The sequence below is a fragment of the Streptomyces sp. NPDC007945 genome (genome assembly GCF_042958885.1).
Lineage (GTDB): Bacteria > Actinomycetota > Actinomycetes > Streptomycetales > Streptomycetaceae > Streptomyces.
The window spans coordinates 88,568-114,479 of sequence record NZ_JBIBJV010000015.1; the positions used below are offsets into that span (position 1 = coordinate 88,568).

At 75.8% G+C, this 25,912-nt stretch carries 19 protein-coding genes and 1 pseudogene; 10 read left to right on the plus strand and 10 right to left on the minus strand.

Going from position 1 to position 25,912, the window contains the following annotated elements:
* Positions 1-33 precede the first annotated feature (33 nt).
* Positions 34-558: an EF-hand domain-containing protein gene (locus ACFZCF_RS31050; RefSeq protein ID WP_388449746.1), complete on the plus strand. Its 525-nt coding sequence runs from the start codon at positions 34-36 to the stop codon at positions 556-558.
* A gap of 82 nt (positions 559-640) precedes the next feature.
* Here the strand turns inward: ACFZCF_RS31050 and ACFZCF_RS31055 are convergent, their stop codons facing one another.
* Genes ACFZCF_RS31055 through ACFZCF_RS31075 form a run of 5 tightly spaced genes read right to left on the minus strand, consistent with a single transcriptional unit; the run spans position 641 to position 6,413 of the window.
* The gene (locus ACFZCF_RS31055) at positions 641-1,087 is read right to left on the minus strand and encodes a DUF6917 domain-containing protein (protein WP_388449745.1); all 447 of its coding nucleotides are present in this window, start codon (positions 1,085-1,087) and stop codon (positions 641-643) included.
* A complete protein-coding gene (locus ACFZCF_RS31060) occupies positions 1,084-2,028 on the minus strand; it encodes a Gfo/Idh/MocA family oxidoreductase (protein ID WP_391290407.1) in 945 nt (314 codons plus the stop codon). The genes ACFZCF_RS31055 and ACFZCF_RS31060 overlap by 4 nt, the downstream gene beginning before the upstream one ends.
* Positions 2,025-3,176 (minus strand): Ldh family oxidoreductase, encoded by a 1,152-nt coding sequence (locus ACFZCF_RS31065; RefSeq protein WP_391290409.1) that lies wholly within the window; start codon positions 3,174-3,176, stop codon positions 2,025-2,027. The genes ACFZCF_RS31060 and ACFZCF_RS31065 overlap by 4 nt, the downstream gene beginning before the upstream one ends.
* Positions 3,173-5,398: a M20/M25/M40 family metallo-hydrolase gene (locus tag ACFZCF_RS31070; protein WP_391290411.1), complete on the minus strand. Its 2,226-nt coding sequence runs from the start codon at positions 5,396-5,398 to the stop codon at positions 3,173-3,175. The genes ACFZCF_RS31065 and ACFZCF_RS31070 overlap by 4 nt, the downstream gene beginning before the upstream one ends.
* Positions 5,382-6,413, minus strand: a complete 1,032-nt coding sequence (locus ACFZCF_RS31075; RefSeq protein WP_391290413.1) for a Gfo/Idh/MocA family oxidoreductase — start codon at positions 6,411-6,413, stop codon at positions 5,382-5,384. Before ACFZCF_RS31075 ends, ACFZCF_RS31070 begins: the two co-directional genes overlap by 17 nt.
* Positions 6,414-6,748: 335 nt before the next feature.
* Between ACFZCF_RS31075 and ACFZCF_RS31080 the strand changes: the two genes are divergently transcribed.
* The 8 genes from ACFZCF_RS31080 (at position 6,749) to ACFZCF_RS31115 (ending at position 16,112) form a co-directional block, all read left to right on the plus strand.
* Positions 6,749-7,831 carry an aminotransferase class I/II-fold pyridoxal phosphate-dependent enzyme gene (locus tag ACFZCF_RS31080; RefSeq protein WP_391290415.1) on the plus strand — a complete coding sequence of 361 codons (1,083 nt, stop codon included), beginning with the start codon at positions 6,749-6,751 and terminating at the stop codon, positions 7,829-7,831.
* The gene (locus ACFZCF_RS31085; RefSeq protein ID WP_388449739.1) at positions 7,828-9,003 is read left to right on the plus strand and encodes a DegT/DnrJ/EryC1/StrS family aminotransferase; all 1,176 of its coding nucleotides are present in this window, start codon (positions 7,828-7,830) and stop codon (positions 9,001-9,003) included. The genes ACFZCF_RS31080 and ACFZCF_RS31085 overlap by 4 nt, the downstream gene beginning before the upstream one ends.
* Positions 9,004-9,061: 58 nt before the next feature.
* Complete coding sequence (locus ACFZCF_RS31090) at positions 9,062-10,414, plus strand: protoporphyrinogen/coproporphyrinogen oxidase (RefSeq protein ID WP_388449738.1); 1,353 nt, start codon at positions 9,062-9,064, stop codon at positions 10,412-10,414.
* On the plus strand, positions 10,411-12,027 hold the full coding sequence (locus ACFZCF_RS31095; RefSeq protein WP_388449737.1) for an AMP-binding protein: 1,617 nt from the start codon (positions 10,411-10,413) through the stop codon (positions 12,025-12,027). Before ACFZCF_RS31090 ends, ACFZCF_RS31095 begins: the two co-directional genes overlap by 4 nt.
* A gap of 1 nt (position 12,028) precedes the next feature.
* A complete protein-coding gene (locus tag ACFZCF_RS31100; protein WP_391290418.1) occupies positions 12,029-12,871 on the plus strand; it encodes a methyltransferase in 843 nt (280 codons plus the stop codon).
* Complete coding sequence (locus tag ACFZCF_RS31105) at positions 12,868-13,854, plus strand: UbiA family prenyltransferase (RefSeq protein WP_391290419.1); 987 nt, start codon at positions 12,868-12,870, stop codon at positions 13,852-13,854. The genes ACFZCF_RS31100 and ACFZCF_RS31105 overlap by 4 nt, the downstream gene beginning before the upstream one ends.
* A 207-nt stretch (positions 13,855-14,061) precedes the next feature.
* Positions 14,062-14,265 (plus strand): cold-shock protein, encoded by a 204-nt coding sequence (locus tag ACFZCF_RS31110; protein WP_169093332.1) that lies wholly within the window; start codon positions 14,062-14,064, stop codon positions 14,263-14,265.
* A 92-nt stretch (positions 14,266-14,357) separates the two neighbouring features.
* Complete coding sequence (locus ACFZCF_RS31115; protein ID WP_391290421.1) at positions 14,358-16,112, plus strand: DEAD/DEAH box helicase; 1,755 nt, start codon at positions 14,358-14,360, stop codon at positions 16,110-16,112.
* A gap of 252 nt (positions 16,113-16,364) precedes the next feature.
* Here the strand turns inward: ACFZCF_RS31115 and ligA are convergent, their stop codons facing one another.
* From ligA to ACFZCF_RS31130, 3 genes are read right to left on the minus strand one after another with little or no spacing between them, the layout of a single operon-like run.
* Positions 16,365-18,464, minus strand: a complete 2,100-nt coding sequence (gene ligA, locus ACFZCF_RS31120; RefSeq protein ID WP_391290423.1) for an NAD-dependent DNA ligase LigA — start codon at positions 18,462-18,464, stop codon at positions 16,365-16,367.
* A gap of 58 nt (positions 18,465-18,522) precedes the next feature.
* A complete protein-coding gene (locus tag ACFZCF_RS31125; protein WP_391290425.1) occupies positions 18,523-19,581 on the minus strand; it encodes a nucleotidyl transferase AbiEii/AbiGii toxin family protein in 1,059 nt (352 codons plus the stop codon).
* Complete coding sequence (locus ACFZCF_RS31130; protein WP_391290426.1) at positions 19,578-20,252, minus strand: hypothetical protein; 675 nt, start codon at positions 20,250-20,252, stop codon at positions 19,578-19,580. The genes ACFZCF_RS31125 and ACFZCF_RS31130 overlap by 4 nt, the downstream gene beginning before the upstream one ends.
* Before the next feature lie 84 nt (positions 20,253-20,336).
* On the opposite strand from ACFZCF_RS31130, the gene ACFZCF_RS31135 reads away from it, so the two are divergent.
* The gene (locus tag ACFZCF_RS31135) at positions 20,337-24,893 is read left to right on the plus strand and encodes a HEAT repeat domain-containing protein (protein ID WP_391290428.1); all 4,557 of its coding nucleotides are present in this window, start codon (positions 20,337-20,339) and stop codon (positions 24,891-24,893) included.
* Positions 24,894-24,977: 84 nt separating this feature from the next.
* On the opposite strand, the gene ACFZCF_RS31140 is transcribed toward ACFZCF_RS31135, so the two are convergent.
* Positions 24,978-25,766, minus strand: a complete 789-nt coding sequence (locus ACFZCF_RS31140; RefSeq protein ID WP_391290430.1) for an ABC transporter permease — start codon at positions 25,764-25,766, stop codon at positions 24,978-24,980.
* Positions 25,763-25,912: pseudogene (locus ACFZCF_RS31145) on the minus strand (ABC transporter); the annotation flags it as partial. The pseudogene ACFZCF_RS31145 and the gene ACFZCF_RS31140, both read right to left, overlap by 4 nt.

The window sequence follows — 25,912 nt, forward strand, 5'->3', positions numbered from 1 at the left end:
CGGCACCACGGAAAGATCTAAGGAGAAAATCTCATGACCATCGCCCAGGAGCGTCTGGCCAAGCGTTTCGAGAAGTGGGACGTGAACGGCGACGGCGTGCTGGAGCCCTCGGACTTCGTCACCGAGGCCGCCAACATCGCCCGCGCCTTCGGCGAGACCCCCGAGTCGGCGAAGGGCAAGCAGCTCCGCGACGGCTTCACCGCGATGTTCGAACTGCTCGCCGACAAGGCGGGCGTCTCCGCGCAGGGTCAGATCAACCGCGCGCAGTTCCTCCAGGCCGCCGGTGAGGTCGTCGAGGGTGGCGCCGCCACCTTCAACCCGGTCCTCGGCCCGGTCACCAAGGGCATCGTCGCCCTCGCCGACAAGAACGAGGACGGCGTCATCGACGAGTCCGAGTTCGCCGCCTGGCTCGGCGCCATCGGCCTGGACGAGCGGGAGGGCCGTGCCGCCTTCCAGCAGATCGACGCCGACAAGGACGGCTCGCTCTCCGAGACCGAGCTGCTCGACGCGGTGCGCAAGTTCCACACCGGTGAGCTCGACGTCGAGCTGCTCGGCTGAGCCTCCCCGCGCCGACGGCGGCCGGCCGGCACCCTCTCGGGGGGTGCCGGCCGGCCGTTCTCCTGTGCGCGCCGCACCCGGCTCAGCCGGCCGGGGCGAAGACCACGGTCGTCTCGGGTTCGAGGGCCAGCGACCGGCCGGTGAGCAGCCGGGGCGAGAGGATCACGATGTTGTAGTGGTTGGGCAGGTGGCAGCCGTCGAAACCGAGCACCGTGCCCACCGGCTCCCCGCCGATCAGCACCGTGTCGCCCCGGTCGACGACCCCGCCGGCCTCCAGCTCCACGAAGCCGAGGAAGCCGACCCGGTCCACCCGCGCGCCCGGCACGTCGGTCCACCGGTCGGTCGTCAACAGCTCGTGGACCTCGCCCCGGCGGACGCAGCGGGCCGCGAACGGCTCCAGAGTCATGCCCCGGTCCGTGCGCTCGTGCAGCAGCACCTTCACCAGCGTCCCGCGCACCGCGCGCTTGGCGCCGTTCTCGTGCCGGCCGGCGTCCAGGGAGGCGGCCGGCACCACCGGGGTCGCGGTCACGGGGCCGCCTCCCTCGCGTAGACGTCGGCGACCAGGCCCAGCGCGGCCAGCCCGCCCTCGACGGCCCGGGACGGGTCGGGCAGGGCGCGGAGCCCCGCGACCTCCCTCAGCACGCCCTCGTACTCGTGCCACAGGGACTCCTTGAAGCCCGGCCGGCCGCCCAGCATGTCCGCGGAGAGCTCGGTGCCGTCGCTCAGCCGCACCACCACGTCCTTGACCTCCCCGGGGTACGACCAGTCCAGCTCCACCACACCGCGGCCGCCCGGACCGGCCAGCTCGACCACGGCCTGCCGGTCGGTGCCGGCACCGTCCCGGCCCACCTTCGCCGCGACGACCTCCAGCGGGGCCTCGCCCAGCAGCAGGCGGACGAGGTCGAAGGCGTTGGGGCCGTTGTCCGCGACGCAGCCGCCGCCGCAGCGGGCCGGGTCCAGGTACCAGGTGTCGGTGCCGATGTGCTCCTCGATCCGCTCCAGGTACCGCACCCGTACGGACTCCACCCGCACCGGCGCGTCCGGCGCGGGCAGCCGGTCGCGCAGGGCGAGGACCCGGTCGTTGTGGCGGCGGTGGAAGGCGGTGAGCAGCGGGACGCCGTACTCCTTCGAGAGCGCGGCCAGACGGTGGCCGTCCGCCGGGTCGAGGGCGAGCGGCTTCTCCACGCAGACCGGGACGCCGGCCCGGAGCGCGTCCGCGCACACCTCGGCGTGCGCGTGGTTCGGCACGGCGACGACCAGGGCGTCCAGCGGGCCGGCGGCGAGCAGCTCCCGGTGGTCGGTGTGGCAGGCGACTCGGCCCCGGAACGGCGCCAGGGCCTCCTCGCGCAGGTCGCAGACCGCGGCGAGCTCCCACTCGGGCATCCGCTCGGCGGCGGCCACGTAGAAGCGGGAGATCACCCCGAGCCCGGCGATTCCCAGGCGCAGGGGGCGCCCGGTGGCGGCCGTCATCGGTTCTCCTCCGGGGTGAGCGGGAGGCGGAGGCCGAGGGCGGTCAGTTCGGCGTGGAGCGCGGCGGAGAGCGGGACGCCCGAGGCGCGCCGCCGCTCGGCCCGTTCGGCCTCCGGGTGACCGGGGTAGCGGACCGGTCCCCGGCCGGGCAGCGGCGGGCAGTCGAGGATCGTGCCGAACATCGCGCGGGCGTCGTCGTCGAAGCCGTCGCGGAGCACGTGGGGCGCGACGGCGAGGACGAGGAAGCCGATGTCGTCGTCGGTGCCGCCCGGCCTGCCGTCACCCTCCAGGGCGGCGGGGGAGGGGCCGCTGGCCGCGCCGGGCAGCACGGCGGCGAGGAGTTCCACGGCGAGGCCGAGGCCGAAGCCCTTGAAGGCACCGGTCGCGGGGGTGCCGCCGAGCCAGCCCAGCCAGGCCTCGCCCCGGTCGTAGGCGGACGCGTCCCGCACCGGCCGTCCGGCGTCGTCGGTGAGCCAGCCCTCGGGGACCTCGCGGCCGTCGCGGGCGGCCGTGCGGACGCGGCCGGTGGGGACGACGGTGGTGCTCATGTCCAGGACGAACGGGCGGTCTTCGAGGGCGGGGGCCGCCACGCTCAGCGGGTTGGTCCCCAGGAGGGCGGCGGCGCCGAGCGGCGGGCGGGCGATGCGCTGGCCGCCGCAGTTCGAGGCGACGACGCCGATCATGCCCCGGTCCGCGGCCCGCTTGGCGTGCACGCCCGCGCAGCCGAAGTGGGTGGCGCCGCGCACCGACACGAGGCCGATGCCGCAGCGGGCGGCGCGCTCCACGGCGAGGTCCATCGCCTCCGACGCCGCCCACAGGCCGAGCGCCCGCCGGTGGTCGACGGCCACACAGGGGCCGAGGTCGCGCAGGATCAGCGGTTCGGCGCGGGGGTCGGCGCGGCCGGAGCGCAGCAGCGGCTCGTAGAGGCGGGCGAGGTTGAAGACACCGTGCGAGTCCATGCCGGTCAGGTCGCCGTAGCAGAGCGCCTCGGCGGCCAGCCGGGCCCGGCCCTCGGGGAGTCCGAGCCGGACGAAGCGGGCGGCGGTCTCGTCGAGCAGCGTCTCGTACGCGACCGTCACCTCCCGGCCCTCTCCGGGTGCCGGACCGGTGCTCCGGGGGACGGCGCCGTCGGGCAGCGTGGACGTCATGCGGTTCCTGCTTTCTCGGTAGGTACCGGCAGGGCGCGGTGTTCCGCGCCGGACCGGAGGTCGTCGGCGAAGGCCGTCAGCAGTGCGGCGACGCGGTCCGCGAAGGCCTCCAGATCGGCGAGGTCGACGAACTCGCCCGGGGCGTGGGCCCCGTTGGCGTCCAGGGAGCCCGGGCCGAACACCGTGGTGAAGGTGGTCTCCGTGCCGTCCAGCCAGATCGCGTCGCAGGTGAAGGCGGGCTCGTCGTCGGGCCACCGGGGGATGCCCGCGCGGGCCATCAGCTCCTCGCCCCAGGCGGGTTGGGGGCCGAGCGCGGGCAGGCCGCGCTTCTCCCAGTCGAGGCGGGTGATGCGGGCCGCGTCGGCCGCCGTGCGGGCGAACAGGGGCAGGCCGGAGAAGCGGGCGGTGAACTCCCGGAGCCCCTCGTCGAGGGCGCGGGCGAGCGCCCGCTCGGCGGCCGCGCCCGCCTCGGCGGTGGCGTAGGGGAGGTTCAGCAGCAGACCGCCGGTGCCGTGCACCTTGTTGTGCAGGGTGCCGGTGTGCAGCCCCGCCACGCAGACCGTGGGCGGCGGCCCGCCGACGGGTGCCCGGCCGAGGGCGGCGGCGAGGTGCTGCGCGAGGAAGCCGAGGAGGACGGTGGCGTTGTGGCCGGCGCCGGGCCGGTCGTCGACGGCGTCCTCGCCCTCGACCGTGACGCGGGCGGTGGCGGCGGCGGTGGCGCGCGGCAGGTGGCGCAGCCCGGTCGGCTCGCAGAACACGTTGAGCCGGCCGACGTGGCCCGCCTCCACGAGCGGCCGGGTGCCGAAGGTGCCGAGCGCCCCGCCCTCCTCGCCGGCCACGGCCTGGACGAGGACCGCGACGTCCCGCCCGATCGCGGGACGGCGCGCGGCGGCCTCCGCGATCCCGGCGAGCAGCGCGACCGCGGGGCCCTTCGCGTCGACGGCGCCCCGGCCGTGGAACCGGGCTCCGTCGAAGGCCGGCGGGCCGCCGCCGGCGACCGTGTCCAGGTGCACGTTGAACATCACCGTGCGCTCGCGCGGAAGTTCGGGGCCGAGGCGCAGCAGGAGGCTCGGCTGGCCGGCCAGGAACGAGGGGTCGGCGGCGACCGCCCGGCGCACCGGCCGGGGGGTGTCGTCGCGCAGCACCGCCTCGGCGGACGGGGGGCCGAGGCGCACCGTCGTGAGGCCGTGCCGGGCCGCCGCGGTGGCGTAGGCGCGCAGGGCTGCCGTCAGGTGGTGCGGCGCGTCGGGGCCGGTCTCCAGGGGGCCGGCGGTGGGCGTGTGGAGGAGGTGGAGCAGCAGGCCCGTGTCGACACCGGCGGGAGTGCGGGGCCGGTCGGGGGCCGGGCTGGGGGAGGGGACCGCGGGGGCGGGGACCGGGAGGTCGGCCAGACGCCGGGCGGCCCGCACGAAGGGGTCGGCCGTGTCGGTGCCCCCGCCGCGGACGCCCTCGTGCGGGACCACCGCGAGATGGGGTTCGAGCGAGTACGCGCCCCGGTAGCCGTGCTCCTCCAGGAGCCGTACGCAGTCGGCGACCCGGGCGACGCCCTCGCCGGGCAGCGTGTACACGGCCTCGCCGGGGCGGTCGCCGGGCAGCGCGTCCTTGACGTGGACGTGGGCGACGTGCGGCAGCAGCCGTTCCAGGAGGGCGAGGCCGTCGTAGCCGTACGGGACGCCGTTGCCGATGTCGAAGAGGACGCGCAGTGCCGGGCTGTCCACCTCGGCGAGGAGCCGCAGCGTCCGGTCGGCGTCGGAGCCGGCCCAGCCGGCGCAGTTCTCGTGGAGCAGTTCGACGCCGAGCCGCTCGGCCCGGCGGGCGAGCCGCCGCATCCGGTCGATCGCCGCGGCCGCCCACTCCTCCTCGGGCAGCCCGCCGTCGGTCCACGACATGACGCGCAGGCTGCGGCAGCCCAGCACCCTGCCGTGCTCGGCGAGCCGGTCCAGCTCGTCCAGGTCGGCGGAGAAGGGGCCGGTCACCGGGCGGGCCCAGTTGCCGATCCGGGAGTCGAGGCAGACGACGCCGAGCCCCGCCGCGTGCAGCCGCGCCGCGGCCTCCCGTACGGCCCGCGCCGGAAGGTCGGCGAGGGCGGTGCCGTCGAGGCTGCGGAGCTCCAGGGACGACCAGCCCAACTCCCGCGCGACGGCGATCTGGTCGTCGAGTCCCGGGGCGGCCTCGTCGCCGATGCCGGTGATCCGGCCGGTCAGGTCAACGGGCCACGGCACGGCGGACCTCCTCGTCGCGCCCGCCGGCCGCGTCCGCCGCGCAGAGCCGCTTGGCCGCGTCGAGGATGCGGACCACGTCGGCGTGCAGGGCGAAGTCGGCGCCCCAGGAGGGTTCCTCGGCGGGGACGGTGGCGAAGCGGGTGTAGGTCCGGTGCAGGAAGGCGGTCAGGGCGTCGTCGCGGAACACCTCGCGGCGCCCGTCGACGTCCAGTTGGACGTGGTCGTCGGCGTCGCTCGGCGCGAAGTGGCCCACCAGGGCGCCGCGTTCGAAGGTGAGGGCGACCCGCCGCTCGCGCACCGGGGCGGTGAGGTCGGAGTGGATGCGGGTGCGCACCCCGTTCGCGTGGAGCAGGTCGAGCACGGCGCCGCCCAGGCCGGGGCGTACCGTCTCCCCGATCCGCAGGTCGGTCAGCCGGGCGTCGGTCGCCTCGGCGGGGCCCGCGAGCGACAGGACCAGACCCAGGGAGTGCGGCAACTCCACGTCGAAGGCGGTGGGGTGGCCGTCGTCGGGGCGCAGCCCGCGGGTGAAGCGCGGCTTGTGCTGGATGACGTCGATGCGCAGCAGCCGCCCCCGCTCCCCCGAGGCGAGGGGGGCGCGCAGCCGGTCGGCGAGAGCGGAGGCGGGCCAGTGGGCCACCACCGCGACCCGCAGGGCGTACCGGTCCACCAGCTCGGTGACGGCGTCCAGTCGGTCCGCGTCGGCGGCGAGCGGCTTCTCCACGACGAGGTCGCGGTAGCCGGCGGCGGCCAGCTCGGCGAGGACGGCGACCCGGGTGGCGGGCGGGGTGCAGACGTGGACCACGGCCCGCTCCGGGGGCAGCAGGGCGCGGGCCTCGCCGAGCGTGGCCGTCACGGTGACCCCGTCCGGGACCGGGGCCCGCTCGCCGGGCCGGGGATCGACGGCGACCACCGGCCCGTGCCACAGGCCGGGCGAGCGGTCCAGGGCGGTGCGCAGGGCCCGCAGGTGCAGCCCGGCGCCGGCCCGGCCCAGTCCGATGATCAGGGGCTGCCTCATACGGTTGTTCCATTCGGTGATTCGGGCGGGACGCAGCGAAGAATCTCGCCGCCGTGCGCGACACCGGTCAAGGAAATCGGTGACATGATCACCGAGAAGTATGAATTTCCTTTGAGGATTCGTGACGCCGATCTTCGCGCTGTTACGCTCGCCCGGCAGGCTTCCAGGGCAGGCAGTGACCGGCCCCTCATCCCTCTCGGGCCTTCTCCCCGGCCCCAGTTGACGCCGGCGTCCCGTCGGCCGAGAAGAATTGTTTCCGCGTGACGCGATCCAGCATTCCCTTTTTCTCCCAGGCGAAGACGTTCGAAAAGATCTGGCCGGAACTGCGGGCCGGAGTGGACGAGATTTTCGCCGACGGCAAGTTCTCGCATTCCCGCCAGGTCGGCCGCCTGGAAGACGCCCTCGCGCGGTACACCGGCGCCCGCCACGTCATCGGCGTGAACAGCGGCACCGACGCCCTGGTGCTCCTGCTCCGCGCCTGCGGGCTGCGCCCGGGGGACCGGGTCCTCGTCCCCACGTACTCCTTCGTCGCCACCGCCAGCGCCGTCGTCCTGGCCGGCGGCCGGCCCGTCTTCACGGACGTCGAACCGGACACGTACGCCATGAGCCCCCACACGATCCGGGACGAGGACGCGGACGGCGCCCGGTTCCTGATGCCCGTCCACCTCTTCTCCCGGATGGCCGACATGGCCGCGCTCTCCGCCTACGCCGCCGACCGGGGCCTCACGCTCCTGGAGGACAGCGCCGAAGGCATCGGCATGCGGCAGCACGGCGTCCACGCCGGGCTGCACGGCCGCGGCGGCGTGCTCTCCTTCTTCCCCAGCAAGACCCTCGGCGCGCTCGGCGACGCCGGCGCCGTCCTCACCGACGACCCGGACCTCGCCGAGCACGTGGCAGCCCTCCGCCACCACGGCCGCACCGGGCGCACCCTCGCCCACTTCCCCGGCATCTCCAACGAGACCGTGCACATCGGCCACAACAGCAAGATGGACGACCTCCAGGCCGCCGTCCTGCTCGCCAAGCTCACCGTCCTCGACGAGGACATCCGCCACCGCGCCGCCCTGGCCCGGCGCTACGACGAGGGCCTGCGCGACACGCCCGGCGTCACCCGGCTGCCCGCCGTCACCGGCGCCCCCGACGAGGTCTTCTACGTCTACCTGATCGAGACCGAACGGCGCGACGCGCTCGTCGACCACCTCCAGGACCAGGGCATCGGCACCGAGACGTACTACCCGCGCCCGCTCCACCTCCAGCCCTGCTTCGCCGGACTCGGCCACCGCCCCGGCGACTTCCCCGCCGCCGAGGCCGCCGCCCGCGCCGCCGTCGCCCTGCCCCTCCACGCCGATCTCACCGAGGCCGAGGTCGACCGGGTCTGCGCGGCCGTCCACGCGTTCCACACCGGGAAGGTGCCCGCATGACCACCACCAGCGACCGGCCCGCCGAGCCGACCGCCGCCCCCGGCGACCGCGTCCCCTTCTTCCCGCCCGACCTCTTCCACGAGGACCGCGACACCCTGCTGCGGCTCCTGTACGAGATCGGTACCGGAGCCGACCAGAAGTTCATCCTCGGCGACCGCACCCGCGCCTTCGAGGACGCCCTGCGCGCCCGGCTCGGCGCCGCCGACGTCGTCGCCTGCTCCAGCGGCACCTCCGCCCTCCAACTGATCCTCACCGCGCTCGGCATCGGCGACGGCGACGAGGTGATCGTCCCCGCCTTCGGCTGCGCCCCGCTCGCCGCCGCCGTCCTCCACACCGGCGCCGTCCCCGTCTTCGGCGACATCGACCCCCTCACCCTCACCCTCGACCCGGCCGACGCCGAGACCCGCGTCACCGGACGCACCAAGGCCCTGATGCCGGCCCACATGTTCTCCGTCATGGCCGACATGCCCCGCTTCACCGCCCTCGCCGCCGAGCACGGCCTGCGGCTCGTCGAGGACTCCGCCGTCGCCCAGGGCGCCGTCCTCGACGGCACCCCCGCCGGACTGTGGGGCGACGCCGGGCTCTACTCCTTCGTCCAGGTCAAGTCCTTCGGCATGCCCGGCGAAGGCGGCGCCGTCGTCACCCGCGACGAGGAGACCGGCCGCACCGTCCGCATGCTCCGCAACCACGGCCAGGACGGCGTCCACCGCTTCCTCCACCACCGGATCGGCGTCAACAGCCGCTTCGACGAGATCCAGGCCGCCTTCCAGCTCCACCGGCTCGCCGGCCTCGACGCCCGCCTGGAGCGACGCGCCCGCATCGCCGCCCACTACACCGAACACCTCGCCGGACTGCCCGGCATCACCACCCCGCCGCCCGGCACCGACGGCCGCTGCTACTACGTCTACACCCTGCTCGCCGACGACCGGGACGCCCTGCGCGACCACCTCTCCGCCGCGGGCGTCGACACCCACGTCTACTACCCGAGGACCCTCCCCGAGCAGACCGCCTTCGCCCCCGTCGCCGCCGCACGCCCCGGCCCCGGCCTGCCGCACGCCCGCGACGCCGCCCGCCGCCACCTCTCCCTGCCCGTCCACCACCGGCTCACCGACAGCCAGGTCGAACGCGTCACCGACGCCGTCCGCGGCCACGTCCTGCGCACCCGCCGGTGACCGCACCGCCCCGGGCGGGCCGCGCCCCCCGCCCCCGCCCCGCACGGAGTACCCCCGCATGACCCCTGACCTCGACATCGCCGTCATCGGCTCCGGCCTCGCCGGACTCGCCGCCGCCCACGAACTGCGCCGCAACGGCCACGAGGTGTGCGTCTTCGAGGCCGCCGACGCCCCCGGCGGCCGGATGCGCAGCGTCCGCCGCGACGGCTACACCATCGACACCGGGGCCGAACAGATCTCCGCCCAGGGCTACCGCGCCACCTGGCAGCTGATCCGCCGCGCCGGACTCACCCCCCACGACGTGCCCCGGATCGGCCGCCCCATGGCCGTGTGGCGCGGCGGCCGACCCCACAACGGCGTCGGCGAACCCCGGGCCGTCCTCACCGGCGCCGGACTCGTGCCCGCCGCCCGCCCCTCCCTGGCCCGCTTCCTCGCCTGGAGCGGACGCCGCCGCGCCGAGATCGACCACGACCACCCCGAGACCACCCCGCTCGGCTCCGACACCGTCGCCGACGCCGCCCGCGCCTACCACCCCGACCTCCACGACCACCTGCTCCAACCGCTCTCCTCCGCCTTCTTCGGCTGGGACGCCGGACGCAGCGCCGCCGCACCCCTCGTCGGCCTGCTCCTCGCCGTCGGACCCGTCTCCGCCTGGCGCACCTACCGGGGCGGCATGGACCTCCTCGCCACCCGCCTCGCCGCCGGACTCGACACCCGGTACGGCCGACGGGTCGACGAGGTCACCGACCACGGCGACCACGCCCGGCTCACCGTCGACGGCACCACCCTCACCGCCCGCGCCGTCGTCCTCGCCGTGCCCGCCCCGGTCGCCCTGAAGCTCACCGGAGGCCCCCACCCGGCCGACGCCGGCTACGTCGCCGCCTCCACCTTCCGGCCCATGTTCAAGGTCAGCTGCGCCCTCGACCGGCGCCTCGCCCCCCGCGGCGGCGGCTACGCCCTGCTCACCCCCGCCGTCGAGGAACCCCTGCTCTCCTGCGTCATCGCCGACCACCTCAAGTGCGCCGACCGGGCCCCCGCCGGTGCCGGCCTGATCAGCCTGCTCGCCTCGCCGCGGCACCTCCCCGAACTCGCCGCCGGTACCGAGGAGGAAGCCGCCCGCCGGCTCACCGCCGCCGCCGAACGGTACGTCCCCGGCCTCGGCGCCGCCCTCACCGCCACCCACGTCCACCACTGGCCCGAGGCCATGCCCGAGCTCACCCCCCGCGCCCTCGCCGTCCGCGCCGCCTTCCTGCGCCGCCCGGCCCGCGCCGTCGAGTACGCCGGCGACTGGGTCGCCGCCCGGCCCTCCAGCGAGGGCGCCGCCCGCTCCGGAGCCCTCGCCGCGGCCCGCGTCCTCGCCCACCTCGCCCCCCACCGGGGCCGTACCGCCCCCCAGGAGACCGCCGCATGACCCCCCACGACCTGGGCACCCTCTTCGACGAACTCGCCGAATCCGGCACCGCCACCCGCGTCCACCTCGACCGCCCCTTCGACCTGGCCCCCTCGCCCACCGGCGCCGGCGCCACCGAATGGACCGTCCCGGAACTCGCCCTGCTCGTCCGGGAGACCGCCGGCGCCCTCGCCGCCGCCGGCGCCGGCCCCGGCGACCGCGTCGCCATCGTCAAGGCCAACCACTGGGACTACGACCTCCTCGCCTGCGCCGCCGTCCGCACCGGCGCCGTCCCCGTCAAACTCTCCGACCGGCTCGCGCCCGAGGTCCTGCGCGTCCTCCTGGACCGCTGCGCCCCCACCGTCCTCGTCACCGACGCCGACGTCCTGCGCCGCGACCCCGCCGTCGACCTCGCCGGGACCGCCCGCACCACCGTCGTCCTCGGCCCCCGCGACGGGCTCCCCGACGGCACCGTCCACATCGACGAACTCGGCGGCCGGCCCGACCCCGGACCGCACCCCCGCGACGACGACGCCCCCCTGGTCGTCGTCCACACCAGCGGCACCACCGGCGTACCGAAACTCGTCGCCCACACCACCCGCACCCTCATCCACCACCTCGCCCGCTTCGAGACCCTGCCGACCCCCCGCATCGGCCTGCGCCGCGACGACAGCCTCTTCAACGCCAGCTCCTACGCCCACGGCCGCACCATCTGCTGGACCGCCGTCGCCCCCGTCCGCGGCCCCCGGCACATCTCGATCGACTCCCAGGGCCGGCCCGACACCGCCGACCTGCTGCTGCGCGCCCACCCGCCGACCGTCGTCGAGGCGCTGCCCTCCCACTACGTACGGCTCCGCCCGCTCACCCGCCGCCTCGACCAGCCCTTCCGGGACGTCCGCACCTACATCAGCACCTACGACGCCGTGCACCCGCCGGTCATCCGCTCCTACCTCCAGGCGAGCACCCGGCGCCGGCCGCTGTGGATGCAGGGCTGGGGACAGAGCGAGACCGGGCCGCTGACCTTCGCCTTCCACACCCGCCGCTCCGTCGCCCGGGCCGCCGACGGCACCCCGACGACCGCGCGCGACCTCGGGCGCCCCGTCCCCCTGAAGACCCGCCTCAAGGCCGTCGACCCGGACACCTTCCTCCCGGTGCCCGCCGGCACCCCCGGGCTCCTCCTCTGCCGCACCAGGGCGCTCGCCCCCGACTACCCCGGCGAGTCGGAACGCTGGGCGGCCAAGGCGCACGGCCCCTGGTGGAACACCGGCGACATCGGGACGATCGCCCGCGACGGCAGCGTCCGGCTCCTCGACCGCGAGGTCGACCACCTCCCCGGCTTCAGCTGCCTCCGGACCGAGGACATGCTGGAGGACCGGCTCCCCGAGGCCCTGGAGTGCGTCGTCCTCGCCCGGACCGGCGGCGCCCCGCCGCTCCCCGTCGTCGTCACCGAGGACGGCACCCTCGACCCGGCGCACTGGAAGCACGCCGCCGACGGCCTCCCGCCGCTCGCCGAACCCGCCGTCGTCGCCTGGGACGACGTCCCGCGCACCGCCACCGGCAAGGTCCGCCGCGCCGTCCTGCTCGAACAGCTCACCGGCAGCGCCGAGACCTGCGGCACCGGCCGCTGGACCTGACGTGACCGCGCCCCCGCCCGCCGCGCCCGGCGGCTACGTCTTCGACAACGACAGCCCGCACAGCGCCCGCCACCACGCCTCCCTCGAAGGCGCCCTCGACCCCCTCACCCTCGGCCACCTCCGGGAGGCCGGAGTGACGCCCGGCATGGACTGTTTGGAGATCGGCGCCGGCGCCGGCAGCGTCGCGCACGCGCTGCTGCGGCTGGTCTCGCCCGGCGGGACCGTCACCGCCACCGACATCAAACCGGGCCGGATCGCCCCGGCGCCCGGGCTGACCGTCCTCGCCCACGACGTCGTCACCGACCCGCTGCCCGAAGCGGCCTACGACCTCGTCATCGCCCGCCTGGTCCTCCAGCACCTGCCCGAGCGCCGGGCCGTCCTCGCCCGGCTGGTCCGCGCGCTGCGACCCGGCGGACTCCTCCAGGTCGACGAGTTCGACGCCGGGCACGAACCGTGCCTCCTCGCGCCCTCCCCGGAGGACGCCCGGCTGTACGAGCGCTTCACCACCGCCAAGACCGGCCTGATGCGCGCGGCCGGCGGGGACCCCACCTGGGGCCGCCGCGCCCCCGCCGCCCTGCGCGAGGCGGGCCTCACCGGCCTGCGCATCCGGCCGCACGTCCTGGTGCGCGCCCCCGGCACCCCCGCGCTCGGCCTCCAGCTCCACCACCTCGCCCATCTCGCGCCCCGGCTCCTCGACGAGGGCTTCACCCCCGCCGAGCTCGACCGGCTCGGCGCGCTGATGCGCGACCCGGGGTTCGCCGCCGCGACCGGCGTCCTCTACTCCGTGCAGGGCCGCCGCCCCGCCGGTGTCCCCCTCTCCACCCCACGCTCCGAGGCGACATGACAGACTCCACGCTCACGACGACCACCGCGCCCGCCCCCGACGGGCCGACCGCCGCCCCCGCCGCCGGCAGGCTCCGGATCTACGCGCGGCTCGGCAAGCTGGACGTCTACGACTACTACCTGGGCACCTTCATCGCCCTCTCCGCCGTCCTGCCGCCCGCCGACGCGCTCACCGGGCGGACCGCCGCCCTCTTCGGCGTCTTCCTCGTCGGGCAGGTCCTCCTGCTCATGGCGATGACCGCCTTCGACGACGTCACGGGCTTCCGCGACGGCAGCGACATCACCAACTACGGCCCCGACCACCCGCTGCGCAACGTCCAGCGCAAGCCGCTCGTGGCGGGGACGCTCACGGTGCCCGAGGCGCTGCGCTTCGCCTGGGGGAGTACCGTCCTGGCCGCCCTGCTGTTCGGGGCGACCGCCCTCCTCGCCCCGCACCGGCCCGCCTGGACCACGATCGGGCTGGTCGTGCTGTGGGTGGTGACGCTCCAGTACTCCTACGGGGTCAAGCTCAGCTACCACGGTTTCCAGGAGCTCTACCTGGTCGCCCTCGGCTTCGCCCTGGTGATCCTCCCGTACGGCATGGTCACCGGGCAGGCCACCGGATTCCTGCTGGTCCAGGCCGTGCTCTTCGGTTTCGGCCCGCTGATGTTCGGCGTCTACTCGAACACCAACGACGTGGAGGGCGACCGCGCGGTGGGCCGGCCCACCGTCGCGGCCCTGGTCTCGGAGCGCGGCAACGCCCGGTTCATCGGCGCGCTCTCCCTCGCCGAGTTCCTGACGATCGCCGTCGCGAGCCTCGTGGGCGTCGCCCCCTGGTGGTTCGTCCTGGTGATGCTGCCCGCCTCGCTGCTGCGGCTGCGCCAGTACCTGCTCGGCTTCCGGTCCGGCGACATCATGCGGGCCCGCCGCACCGGCTTCGCCGTGCACCGGCTCGGGGTCGTCCTCATGATCGCGGCGAACCTGCTGGCGGCCGTCACCGCCTGAGCCGCCGGGCGGGAAGCGGGGGAGGGGCGTTCGGCGAATCGGTGCGCCCCTCCCCTGACTCGCGGCCCGGATCGTGCTACGGTGGTCGTGTTGCAGTTGTGGTACCCATGAACCTATGTGCGCCTGACCGGAATGCTTTTCCGCAGGCGCATTATTCGTTTTACCGGCATCTCCGGATGGGGCCTCTGCCTACAGAAGGAGAAGGTCATGGCACAGGGAACCGTGAAGTGGTTCAACGCGGAAAAGGGCTTCGGCTTCATCGAGCAGGACGGTGGCGGTCCGGACGTGTTCGCCCACTACTCGAACATCAACGCCTCCGGCTTCCGTGAGCTCCAGGAAGGCCAGCGCGTCACGTTCGACGTCACGCAGGGCCAGAAGGGCCCCCAGGCGGAGAACATCGTCCCCGCCTGATCGCCGCCGGACGTCAGTCCGTCGCCCGCCGGGGTTCGCACCTTCGTGGTGCGGACCCCGGTTTGTGCTGTTCGAAGAAAGGCAGAATTTTTATGTCCCGCAGGCCCCGGAAGTCGAGCAAGCGAGGCTCCGTTCCCCTCTCCGTTCCTTCCTCGGTGGCCTCCTCGGCCTCGGTCGGCGAGTTCCGCATGCCGGAGAGCGCGACGCCCGCCCTCCCGGCCGTGGACGACTTCGCCGCCCTGGACATGCCGGCGGGACTGCTCGCGACCCTCACCGCGCAGGGCGTGACCACGCCCTTCCCGATCCAGGGCGCCACCCTGCCCGACTCGCTCGCCGGCCGTGACGTGCTGGCGCGCGGACGGACCGGCTCCGGCAAGACCCTCGCCTTCGGGCTCGCGCTGCTCGCCCGCACGGCCGGGCTGCGGGCCGAGTCCAGGGCGCCGCTCGCGCTGGTCCTGGTGCCCACCCGCGAGCTGGCGCAGCAGGTGACGGACTCCCTCGCCCCGTACGCGACCGCCGTGAACCTCCGGATGGCCACCATCGTCGGCGGTCTCTCGATCACCAAGCAGGCGGCCACGCTGCGGCGCGGCGTCGAGGTGGTCGTGGCGAGCCCCGGCCGTCTCAACGACCTCGTCGAGCGCGGCGACTGCGTCCTCGACGACGTCCGCATCACGGTCCTGGACGAGGCCGACCAGATGACCGACATGGGCTTCCTGCCGCAGATCACCAAGCTGATCAAGCAGGTGCGGGACGACGGTCAGCGGATGCTGTTCTCCGCCACCCTGGACCGCAACATCGACCAGCTGGTGAAGCGCTTCCTCACGGACCCGGTGGTGCACTCCGTCGACCCGTCGGCCGGGGCGGTCACCACGATGGAGCACCACGTGCTCCACGTGCAGGACGCCACCGACAAGAAGGCCGTCACCACCCGCATCGCGGCCCGTGACGGCCGGGTCATCCTCTTCCTCGACACCAAGCGGTCGGCGGACCGGCTCGCCAAGCGGCTGCTGTCCGTCGGCGTCCGGGCGGCGGCGCTGCACGGCGGCCGCACCCAGCCGCAGCGCAACCGCACCCTGGAGCAGTTCAAGAACGGCCAGGTCACGGCGCTGGTGGCGACGAACGTCGCGGCCCGCGGCATCCACGTCGACGACCTCGACCTCGTCGTGAACGTCGACCCGCCGGGCGACCACAAGGACTACCTGCACCGCGGCGGCCGCACCGCCCGCGCCGGCGGCTCGGGCAGCGTCGTCACGCTGGTCCTGCCGGAGGAGAAGCACGAGGTCACCAAGCTGATGCGGGACGCGGGCATCCAGCCCCGCACGACCCGCCTGAAGTCGAGCGACGCGGAGCTGACCACCCTCACCGGCGCCCGCGAGCCGTCCGGCGTCGCCGTCACCATCGAGGTGCCCCAGCAGGCCGCCCCGGCGGCCTCCCGCCCCGCCCGCAAGCCGGCGGGCGAAGCCGGTGCCCGTCCGCCGCGGCGACGCCGCGGCGGGGGCGGCGGCACCGGTGCCGCCGCCGGAGCCCGCGGCGAGGCGGGCACCCGTGGCGCCGGTGGCAACGGAGGCGCCCGTGGCACCCGTGGCTCCGGCAACGGCGGTGAAGCGAAGGCCGGCGCCGGCACGGGTGGCCGCGGTGGTGCGGGTGCCCGCGGTGGCGCCGCTGCCGCCGGGGGCGCCAAGACCGGCGGACGGGCCTCCGCCGCCGGCGGGCGGGGAACCGCTCGCCGTACGTCCTCCGGCTCGGCGGGCGCGGCCAAGGCCGACGGTCCCGCCACGTCCGCCGCACGCGGCGGCGAGCGACGGCCGCGCCGGCGCACGCCCGCGCAGGGCGGCGGGGCGGTCTAGGGCCTGTCGTCGAACTCCCGCCTGCCCCGCGACGCCATGCACGCACTCTCGCCGCACCGGGCACAAGGCCAAGTACGTCCCGTACGAGGCCTCGCGCCCGGCACGCCGAGAGCACGCACCTGACGCCGCGGGGCCGCCCTCCGGGCGACGGCGGGAGTTTGACGACAGGCCCTAGCACCGACCCTGCCGCCCCGGCCCCGCCCGGCGGCGCATCCGCCGCCGGGCGGGGCCGGGGCGCGACGGGCCGGGCCGTCAGAGGTGGTCGGCCACCAGCTCGGCGAAGGCCTCCGGGGTGAGGACCTCGACACCGAGCTTCTCGGCGGCCACCGTCTTCGAACTGGGCTTGCCCGTGGGGGAGGCGGCGGCGACGAGGTAGCTCGTCCTTCCGTTGACGCCGCTGCCCGCCCGGCCGCCGGCCCGCTCGATCAGCTCGTTCATCCGCGAGCGGCCGAAGCCGTCGAGCCGGCCGGTCATCTTTCCCGTGACGACGACCGTCTTGCCGGCGAGGGGGCCGGCCGCGGGTGCGGACCCTTCGGCGTCCGCCGGCTCCGCCTCATCGGCCGCCGGGCGTCCGGACGGCTGAGGTTCCGTCATGTTCACGCCCGCCGCGACCAGTTTGTCGACCACGGGGGCGAGCGCCGCCAGCTCGGCGACGACGACCGGGGCCTTCTCCGGGCCGATGCCCTCCACCGCCAGCAGGTCCTCGGCGCTCGCGGCGCGGATCGCCTCCATCGTGCCGAAGTGGGCGGCGAGCCGCCGCGACATGCGGCGGCCGGTGCCCCGGATGCCGAGGGCACAGAAGACCCGGCTCAGCGGGCGACTGCGGGCCAGCTCCACCTGCTCCGCGAGCTTCGCGCCGCGCCGGGCGCTGCCCGAGGCGACCGCCAGCTGCTCCTCGGTGAGGGTGAACAGGTCGGCCACGTCGGTGACCATGCCGGCGTCGATCAGCGCCTTGACGTACGTCCTGCCCAGGCCGTCGATGTCGAGGACGTCGCGCCCGGCGGCGTACTCGACGAGCGGGGCGAGCGCGCACCCGGCGCCCTTCGCGCACCGCCAGCGCTCCTGGCTCCTGTCGATGTCGCCGCCGCAGTTCGGGCACGCGGACGGCAGCGGGACCGGCACGGCGTCCTCCGGACGCAGCTCGACCACCGGCGCCTGCACCCGCGGGATGATGTCGCCGGCCTTGTGGACGGTCACGGTGTCGCCGAGGTGGAGGTCGCGGCGGGTGATGTCCGCCGGGTTGTGGAGGGTGGCGCGGGAGACCGTGGAGCCGTCGATCTCGACCGCGTCGAGGACGGCGGTCGGCGCCAGCACGCCCGTGCGGCCGACCTCCCACACGACGTCCCGCAGCACCGTCTGCCGCTCGACCGCCGACAGCTTGTACGCGACGGCCCAGTACGGGAAACGGCTGCCGAGACCCGCCTCGGCCTGCTCGGCCGCGCTGTTCGCCTTCACCACGACCCCGTCGATGCCGAAGGGGAGCCCGGCGCGCAGCGCGCCGATGGCGTCCACCCGGGCCTGGGCCTCGGCGACGGTGTCGACCACGTGCAGCCCGGCGGGGGTGTCGGCCGTCGTCCGGACGCCGGCCGCGGCGACCGCCGCCAGCACCTCGGCGTGCGTCGCACCCACCGGCAGAAACGATCCGCCGTCCAGGTCCACGGCGCCGTACGCCCAGAACGCCATCTCCAGGCGGTACGGCCGGTCCTTGGCCCGAAGCGTCCCCGCCACCGCGTTCCGCGGGTTCGCGAACGGCGCGCCGCCGTGCTCGGCGCGCACCCGCTGCGCCGTCTCGAACTGCTCGTGCGTGAAGAGGACTTCGCCCCGCACCTCGAACGTCACCGGCTCCGCCAGCCGCTCGGGCAGCCCGACGACCGAACCCACCACGTGGCTGACGTCCTCGCCGTGCGTCCCGTCGCCGCGCGTGACCACCCGCACCAGCCGCCCGTCCCGGTACCGGGCGGCGACCGCGGCGCCGTCCAGCTTCGGCTCGACGGTGAACCCGCCCTCCGCCGGCCGGCCGAGCCGCCGCTGGAGCGAGGCGCCCCACGCGACCAGCTGCTCGGGCCCGAACACGTTGTCCAGGCTCAGCAGCGGGGTGGTGTGCGCGACGTCGCCCTCCGGCGCGGCGCCGTCCGCCACGAGCCCGGTCGGCGAGCCGGGCGCCTCGCCCGGGTGCGCCGCCTCCCACGCGAGCACGGCCAGCCGCAGCGCGTCGTACGAGGCGTCGTCCAACGGGCTGTTCCCGCCCGCGTAGTAGGCACCGGACGCGGCACGCAGCCGGTCGAGGGCGTCCGCGTAGTCGGCGGAACCGGACAGGACGAAGTGCGCCTCAGCGGCGGGAATCGCGGTCATGGACCCATCTTGTCGGGAGGGTCTGACAACGCCCCTCCGGCGCCCGGCCGGGGGCCGCTCAGGAGGCGAACGTCGGGGCCAGCGCCGCCACCAGGCGGGACGCCAGCTCCTCGCGGAGGGACGGGCCGGACGCCGCGTCGGCGTCTCCGTGGTCGTCGGGGAAGGCCGACCAGTCGACTTCGCGGGCCGCCCGCTCGAAGACGGCTAGGTCGAGCGGTACGCCGACGCCCAGCGGCCACTCGTCGGCCTCGTCCATGACCGCCTCCAGGAGCGCGCGCGGCAGGGTGCAGCTCTCGGCGAGCAGGACGGCGTCGTACAGGTCCTTGGCCTGCGGATACATGTCGCAGCTCAGCCAGAGCAGCTTCCACGCCAGCGACAGTTCGCGGTCCGCCGCCCGCACGCGCACGCCGGCGACGTCCGCCGGCCGCGGCGGGGTCGGCAGGCGCTCGTGGAAGACGAAGTCGAGCTGCACCTGCCCACCGGGCAGGCCGGGCGCGCTCCACGGCAGCACGAGACGGTGGCCGGGGACCCGTTCGTACGTCCAGATGTACTCGGTCACGGCGCCGGCCGCGTCGATCACCAGGTCCAGGTCGAGCGTGCGGGCGAGCCGGTCGGCGGACCGGGCGATGTCGTCGAGCATGGTCCTGGTCCGGGGCTCCTCGATGCGCCAGGTCTCGGGGACCACGACGAAGTCGATGTCCTTCGGCGGCCGGGCGGCCTCCCCGAACCACGCCGACATCAGCATGCTGCCCCGCAGCACGAGGGAGTCCGCCCACGCCGATCCGGCGACCGACGCCAGGACGAGGTCGAGGGCGGAGCGGCGGGCGGCCTGCCAGCGTGCGCGCAGCCGCGGGTCCTCGATGACGTCGTCCGTGGGACGGAAGGCGTCCCGGAAGTGCTTCAGGGCGGGGTCGAAGGCGCGGTGCCGGACGGCCGCCGCCCCGACGCCGGCGGTCAGCGTGCTCGGGTGCGCGCTCTGGCGCCGCCGGTACTCGGCGGCCGACTCACCGGCCGTGCCGGGGCCGTTCGGGATGGGATCGGTCCACGTCGCGCCGGTGCCGGTGTCGCTGCTCGTGTCGCCGCTGGTGTCGGTGTCGTTCGTGCCGTCGTCGCTCATGCCGTCTTCTCCGGGGTGTCGGGACGGTCCGTGGTACCGGTGCCGTCGTCGGGTTCCAGCCAGCCCGCGTCCACCGTGAGGTCGCTGTCGTGGAGGACCCGTTCGCGCTCCTCGCCGACCACGGCGTATCCGGCGGCCAGCAGGTCCGCGAGGAGGGCGTCGCAGGCGCGGAGCGCGTCGGGCGCCGGGCCGGGGTGCCGCTGCGTCACGAAGCGTTCGTGGCGGCCCTCCGGGCCGGGCAGGACGCGGCGGGCGTTCCACGACACGTGGGCCCCGTGGGGGACGACCAGCGCTTCGAGCGCGGCACGGTCGTAGGGAGACGGCAGCGCCAGCTTGAGGTGGTGCTCGTGGTAGCCGCCGCCCGGCCCGGCCGGCTCCGTGCTCCACGGCACGGTCTCGACCTTCACCCGCACCGGCTCGAACCCGTCCGCCCGCAGCGCGGCCACCAGCGACGGGTGCCCCGTCCGGTCGGGGAGGGTGAGCATCGGCTGGACGGGCGTCCGGCCCCGCGCGAGCACGATCGTGGTGAGCTTCAGGCCCCGGCGCGCCGCCCACGCCTCCAGGCGGTCCCGTTCGGGCCGGGTCGTGCAGCGGACGGTCACGTGCGTCTCGTACGGCCCCTGGGCGTCGGCGGGTTCGTCGGCCCTGGGGGCCGTGTCCTTCGCGTGCACGTTCGAGCCTTTCTGTCTGCGGGGCGAGTGTGCCAGACGGGCCTCCGTCCCCTCATCCGAATTCCCGGACCGTACGATCCCTGGGTGCGTCCACCGTCGAACCCGCAGGCCGGCCCGTGGCCGGAGCTTCCCGAACCCTTCCCGGTGAGCCCCGAGGCGGCGCTCGCCGCGGCCGCCGCCGGGGTGCCCCCACGGGGGTGGCGGGAGTGGCCGGACGACGTGCTCGCGCCGTCCGTGCGGGTGGCGTTGGTGCGGGCGGAGCTCGTACGGGACCCCGCGGCGGTGCTCGGGCGCGAGGCGCGCGGAGAGGTGCTGTACCAGGCGGTCCGGGGGGTCCACGCGCGCGTGGAGCCGGCCGGAGCCGTCGGAGCGCCCCACGCGGGCGCGCCCGCGCGCGTGGCGGAACTCGTCGGCGCCCTCGCCGGCACCGGGGACGCCGTGCTGGAGGCGGAGGCGCTGCGGCTGGCCGGGGAGGGGCTGCGGACCGGCGGGCTCGCGCCCCGCTACGTGCGCGGCGTCCTGAACGGGCTGCTGGACTCGTCCGCGGAGACCGTGGTGCGGGACGCCCTGATCGAACTCGCCGCGCCCTGGGCCGCGTCCGAGCCGCTGCCACGAGCCCGGTGGGCCGGTCTGCTCGCGGTCTCCGGAACGCCTGGGGTGTGCGGGGTGTCCGGGACGTGCGGGACGTGCGGCGTGTCCGGGGCGTACAGGACGTGCGGTGTGTCCGCGACCTGTGGGACCCCGGAGGCGCCTGCGGCGTCCGGGTCAGCGGACCTCGCCGGGGCATCCGGGTCGTCCGAGTCGCCCGGGTCGCCCGCATCATCCGAGGTGCCCGGGCCATCCCCGTCGCCCCCGTCACCCGCGCCGCCCCCGTCGCCCGCACCGTCTTCGCCGCCCGCGCCGCCCGCGCTGCTCCCGTCGCCCGTTCTGCCCTCGTCGTCCGAGCAGTTCGCACCACCCCCGCCGCGGATGTCGGCCGCGGTCGTCGACGCGGCGCTCACCGCGGCTGCCGCGCACGGGCACGGAGACCTGCTCCGGTGGGTGGCCATGGACGCGGACCGTACGCCGCCCCGGGTACGGAGGCGGGCGCTGGCCCTGTACGGCGGGTGGGCGCGGCGGGAGGACGTGACCGCCGTCCTGGACCTCGCCGGGACGGACCCGCTGCTGCTCGCAGGGCCCGCGGTCGACTGTCTGCGGGCGATGCACCGGCGCGGCCACTTCGTCACCGACGCGGACGTGCCGGCCGTCCTGGCCCTCGCGCTCGCCGACCACACCGTGCCGGCCGAGGCCGTCGCGACGGTGCTCTTCACCGCGCGGCACGCACTGCTGCGTCTGCTCGTCGACGCGCCCCCGGCCGATCCGGGGTGGCCGCGCCGGCTCGACCTGCTCGTCGCGCTCGACGGGCAGGGGGCCGGGGGTTTGCCGGTCGCCGAGGAGATCGCGCGCCTGCTGCCGCGCGCCCAGGCACCCGGGCCGTTCCTGAAGGCCGTGCGTGCCCTGCGCGACCCCGGCACCGAGGACGCCGTCCTGGACGCCCTCCCGCACGCCCCCGCCGACGCGCTCGACGCGCTGGAGGCCGTGGGCGGCGAGCGGACGGTACGCGTCCTGGGCACGGGCCTCGGTGTCGACGCGGTCGCCCCGGACGACACTGCGAGGCCTGAACCCGCCCGCGTCGAACGGGCGTTGCGCGGTCATCGGAAGCGAGCCCTGGAACTCGTCTGGCTGCTGAACGACGACCCCGAGGTGCGGCGGCAGCTGCTCGCCCGACTCGACGCGGCCGAGCTGCCCGCCCGGATCGCCGCCGACCTCGGCGGACCCGACGAGCGCGAACTCGCCCTCCTCGCGGCCCACCTGGACCCGGACCGTCCCCTCGCCGCCCTGGAACGCCTGGCCGCGCACGCCGGCCCGGGTCTCCTGCCCGTTCTCGCCGACCTGCTGCTGCGGATCGCCGGGGAGGCGGCCGCCGCCTGGGAGCCCGGCGGCGCGGCACCCGTGCCCGACGCGGAGCCGGTGGTGCCGGAGGCCGCCGTGAACGCGCTGGGTTCCCTGGGGCGCCGGCTCAGGGAGCGCGGCAGGATCCGCCCGGTCTGCCTCCTGGACGCGCTCCGGGACGAGGCCGGTCCGGCGCTCGTCACGGACGTCGTCCTCGGCCTGCTCGACCGGCCCGGACTCACGCCGGGCGAACAGGCCGTCCTGCTCCGGGTGCTGCTCGACCTTCCGCAGGCCCCGCACCGCACGGTCCGGCGCCGCGTCCACCACCTTCTGCGCCACCCCGACCGGCACGTCCGCAAGCACGTCGTCGCCCTCCTCGCCCGGGACGCCACCGGCGACGGCGTCGCGGCCGTGTCCGCCACGCTCCTCGCGCTCACCGGCCCCGACCGCGACCCGCAGACCGTCCGGCAGACCCTGAGCGCCCTCGGCGACGCCGGGGCCCGCTGGGCGTCGGACGCGATCGCCGCCTGTCTGGCCCACCCCGTCATGAACGTCCGCAAGACCGCTGCCCGCGCGCTCGCCACCGCCGGAACGCCCCGGGCCGTCCCCGCCCTGCTCGACCGCCTGGCCCACGACGACAACCCCGGCCTGCGGGACCACCTCCTCGACGCCCTGCGCGCCCTCCTCGGCGACACCCTCGCCGCCACGCTCTCCGAGGCGGCGGACCACGCCACCGAGGCGTCCGCCCGGGCCCGCCTGCGCGCCGCGCTCGCCACCACGGCGCCCGAAACGGGCCAGGCCGAGTCCGACCTGCGCCGCCTCACGGAGGAGGGCTGGGACCCGGACGCCGCCCTGCGCCTCGCCGCGTCCCGACGGCGCGCGGTCCGGCTCGGCGCGACGCGCCCCTACCTCTCCGAGTGGCTGGAGCTCGCCGCCACCACGGCCGGGGCCCGGAGGGCCGTCCTGGCGGTGCTGCCGACGGAGATCTGCCCGGCGCCGTGGTCGGTGCACGAGCGCGCGGCGCTCGCCCGTCACGCCACGTTCCTCCTCGACGGCCTCGCGGAGGCGGAGGGAGAAGAGCGGGACGGGCTCCTCGGCCTGCTGGAGTCCGTCGCCGGCCGAGTCGCCGACCGCTCCGAAGTCATCGCCGCCGTACGCGGGTTGCCGGTGCGCCGCTCGGGTCGCCGCTCCACCCTGCCGCTGCTGCGGCTCGCCGGTGCGGTCGTCGTCCGCGCCGATCTCGACCGCGAACTCGCCTGCGCAGCGCGCGGCCCCGAGCCGACGGAGGCGGGGATCCGGGTGCTGCGGGAGGCGTTCGGCGTCGAGGCCGGTGAGGTCCCGCGATCGGCCTGGTACGGCGAACTCGCCGCCGCCGCGGGGAATGTGGGGATCTTGGCGGACTTCCGGCGGCGGCCGCGCCCGGCGGGATCGCGTGCGCTGTCGGCCGCCCTGGTGGAGGTGTGGGGCGGGGCGGCGGAGCACGTACGGGAGGCGTTGGTCGACTGGATGACGTCCCTTCAGCCGCTCGACACACCGCCGTGGAACCTGGCGGAAGCCGAACCCGGACCGGCGGCGGCGCAGCACTCGCACCCGGACGAGCTCCGTTCCGCCGTAGGACGGGACCGGCTGCTCCTGTCGCTGGGGACCGGCGACCCGAAGGAGCGGAACACGGCCGCCCGCACCCTCGTCCACTGGCCCGAACCGGCGCCGCGCGCCGCCGTGCTCGACGCGTACCTGCGCGGCCGGGTCGACGAGTCGGCGGTCCGCGACGCGGGCGCCGCCCTGGCGGACGCCCTGACGGAGGCGGCCCCCGAGTCCCTGCGGAATCCGGAGCTCCGGCCCGACCGGGTCGCCCGGCTCGCCGCCGCCGTCCGCGACGAACGGCGGCTCGCACCGCTGCTGCCCCTGCTCGTGGACCTGTGGCAGCACGGCCCGACCGAGGCGCGGGCCGACGCGTACGCCGCGCTTCGGTCCGTGAACGGCGACGCCCTGGCGGTCCACCTGGAGGATCGGCTCGCCGCGGGAGAGGTGGGCCTGCTCGCCCTGCTCACCGGTCGTCGCCTCCGGCGCACGCCTCTCCTCGCCCGGCTGGCCGAGAAGCACCCCGAGGCCGGGATCGTCCTCGTCGACGGACCGCCGTACGGCCCGGAGGCCGCCGCACGGCAGCAGGCGGCGCTCCGCGCCCTCCGCGCCCGAGCCACCGCGCCCGTACGGGACGGGGGCTCCCTCCCGTACGGGGAGTTGGTCGCCCTGCTGCGGTCGCCGGAGCCCCGGCGGGTCCGCCGCGCGCTGGCCGTGCTCACCGAGCGGTCGCTGGACATCGAACCGGCGCTGCTGGAGGGGGAGTTGCGTGCGCTTCTGGGGCACCGCGAGACGGGGGTCCGGCTCCACGCGCACCGGGTCGCTCGGGCGCTGCTCGACCGGGACGCGTATCTGCGCCTGACCGAGGTGCTGCTCGGCGACGCGCGGCCCGACGTGGTGCGCGGCGCGATCCGCGTCCTGTCGCGGGCGCGCCGGCCGTCGGCGGTACCGGAGTTCGTCGCCCTGCTCGGCCACGGCCGGGAGACCGTACGGCGCGCGGCGGAGGCGGCCGTGCTGTGCGCGGGCACGGAGGCGGTGCCGTCCCTGCGCAGGGCCGCCGCCCATGCCCGTCCCGACCGCAGGGCCGTGTACGAGGCGCTGCTGGCGCGGATCGCGGACGAGCGGTGACGTGACGCGGCACGCGCGGGGGCGGCGCACGCCGACGGGTGTCGGGTACGCCGCCCCGGGGGACGCGCGGGGTTCCGGTGTGGCCTACTCGGCGCCCCGGTGGAAGGCGGACTTCGACCAGAGGTAGCCGAGGACGGTGAGGCCGGCGCACCAGGCGAGGACGATCCAGGCACTGTTGCCGATTTCGGTGCCGAGGAGGAGGCCGCGGAGGGTCTCGATCGCGGGGGTGAAGGGCTGGTACTCGGCGATCGGCTGGAACCAGCCCGGCATCGAGTCGATCGGGACGAACGCGCTGGAGATCAGGGGGAGGACCACCAGCGGGAGCGCGTTGTTGGAGGCGGCCTCGGCGTTGGGGGAGACCAGGCCCATGCCGACGGCGATCCACGTCAGCGCGAAGGCGATCAGGGTCGTCAGGCCGAAGGCGGCGAGCCATTCGAGGGCGGTGGCACCGGTGGCGCGGAACCCGATGGCGACCGCGACCGCGCCGACGAGGAGCACGCTCATCACGCACTGGAGGACGCTGCCGACGACGTGCCCGACGAGGATCGACGGCCGGTGGATGGCCATCGTGCGGAAGCGGGCGATGATCCCCTCGGTCATGTCGTTGGAGACGGAGACCGCCGTCCCCACGACCGTGCCGCCGACGGTCATCATCAGGATGCCGGGGACCACGTAGGCGATGTACGCGGCACGGTCCGCGCCGCCGCCCAGGCCGGCGCTCATCACGTCCCCGAAGACGTAGACGAAGAGCAGCAGCATCATCACGGGGGTGAGGAGGAGGTTGAGCGTGAGGGAGGGGTAGCGGCGGGCGTGCAGGAGGTTCCGCCGGAGCATGGTGGACGAGTCGCGGGCGGCGAGGGAGAAGGCGCTCATCGGGCGGACTCCTGGTTCCGGGTCGTCGGGGCGGGGGCGGGGGCGGGGGCGGAGTCGGTGAGGGCGAAGAAGACGTCGTCCAGGTCCGGGGTGTGCACGGTGAGTTCGTCCGCTTCGACGCCGGCGGCGTCGAGCCGGTCGAGCAG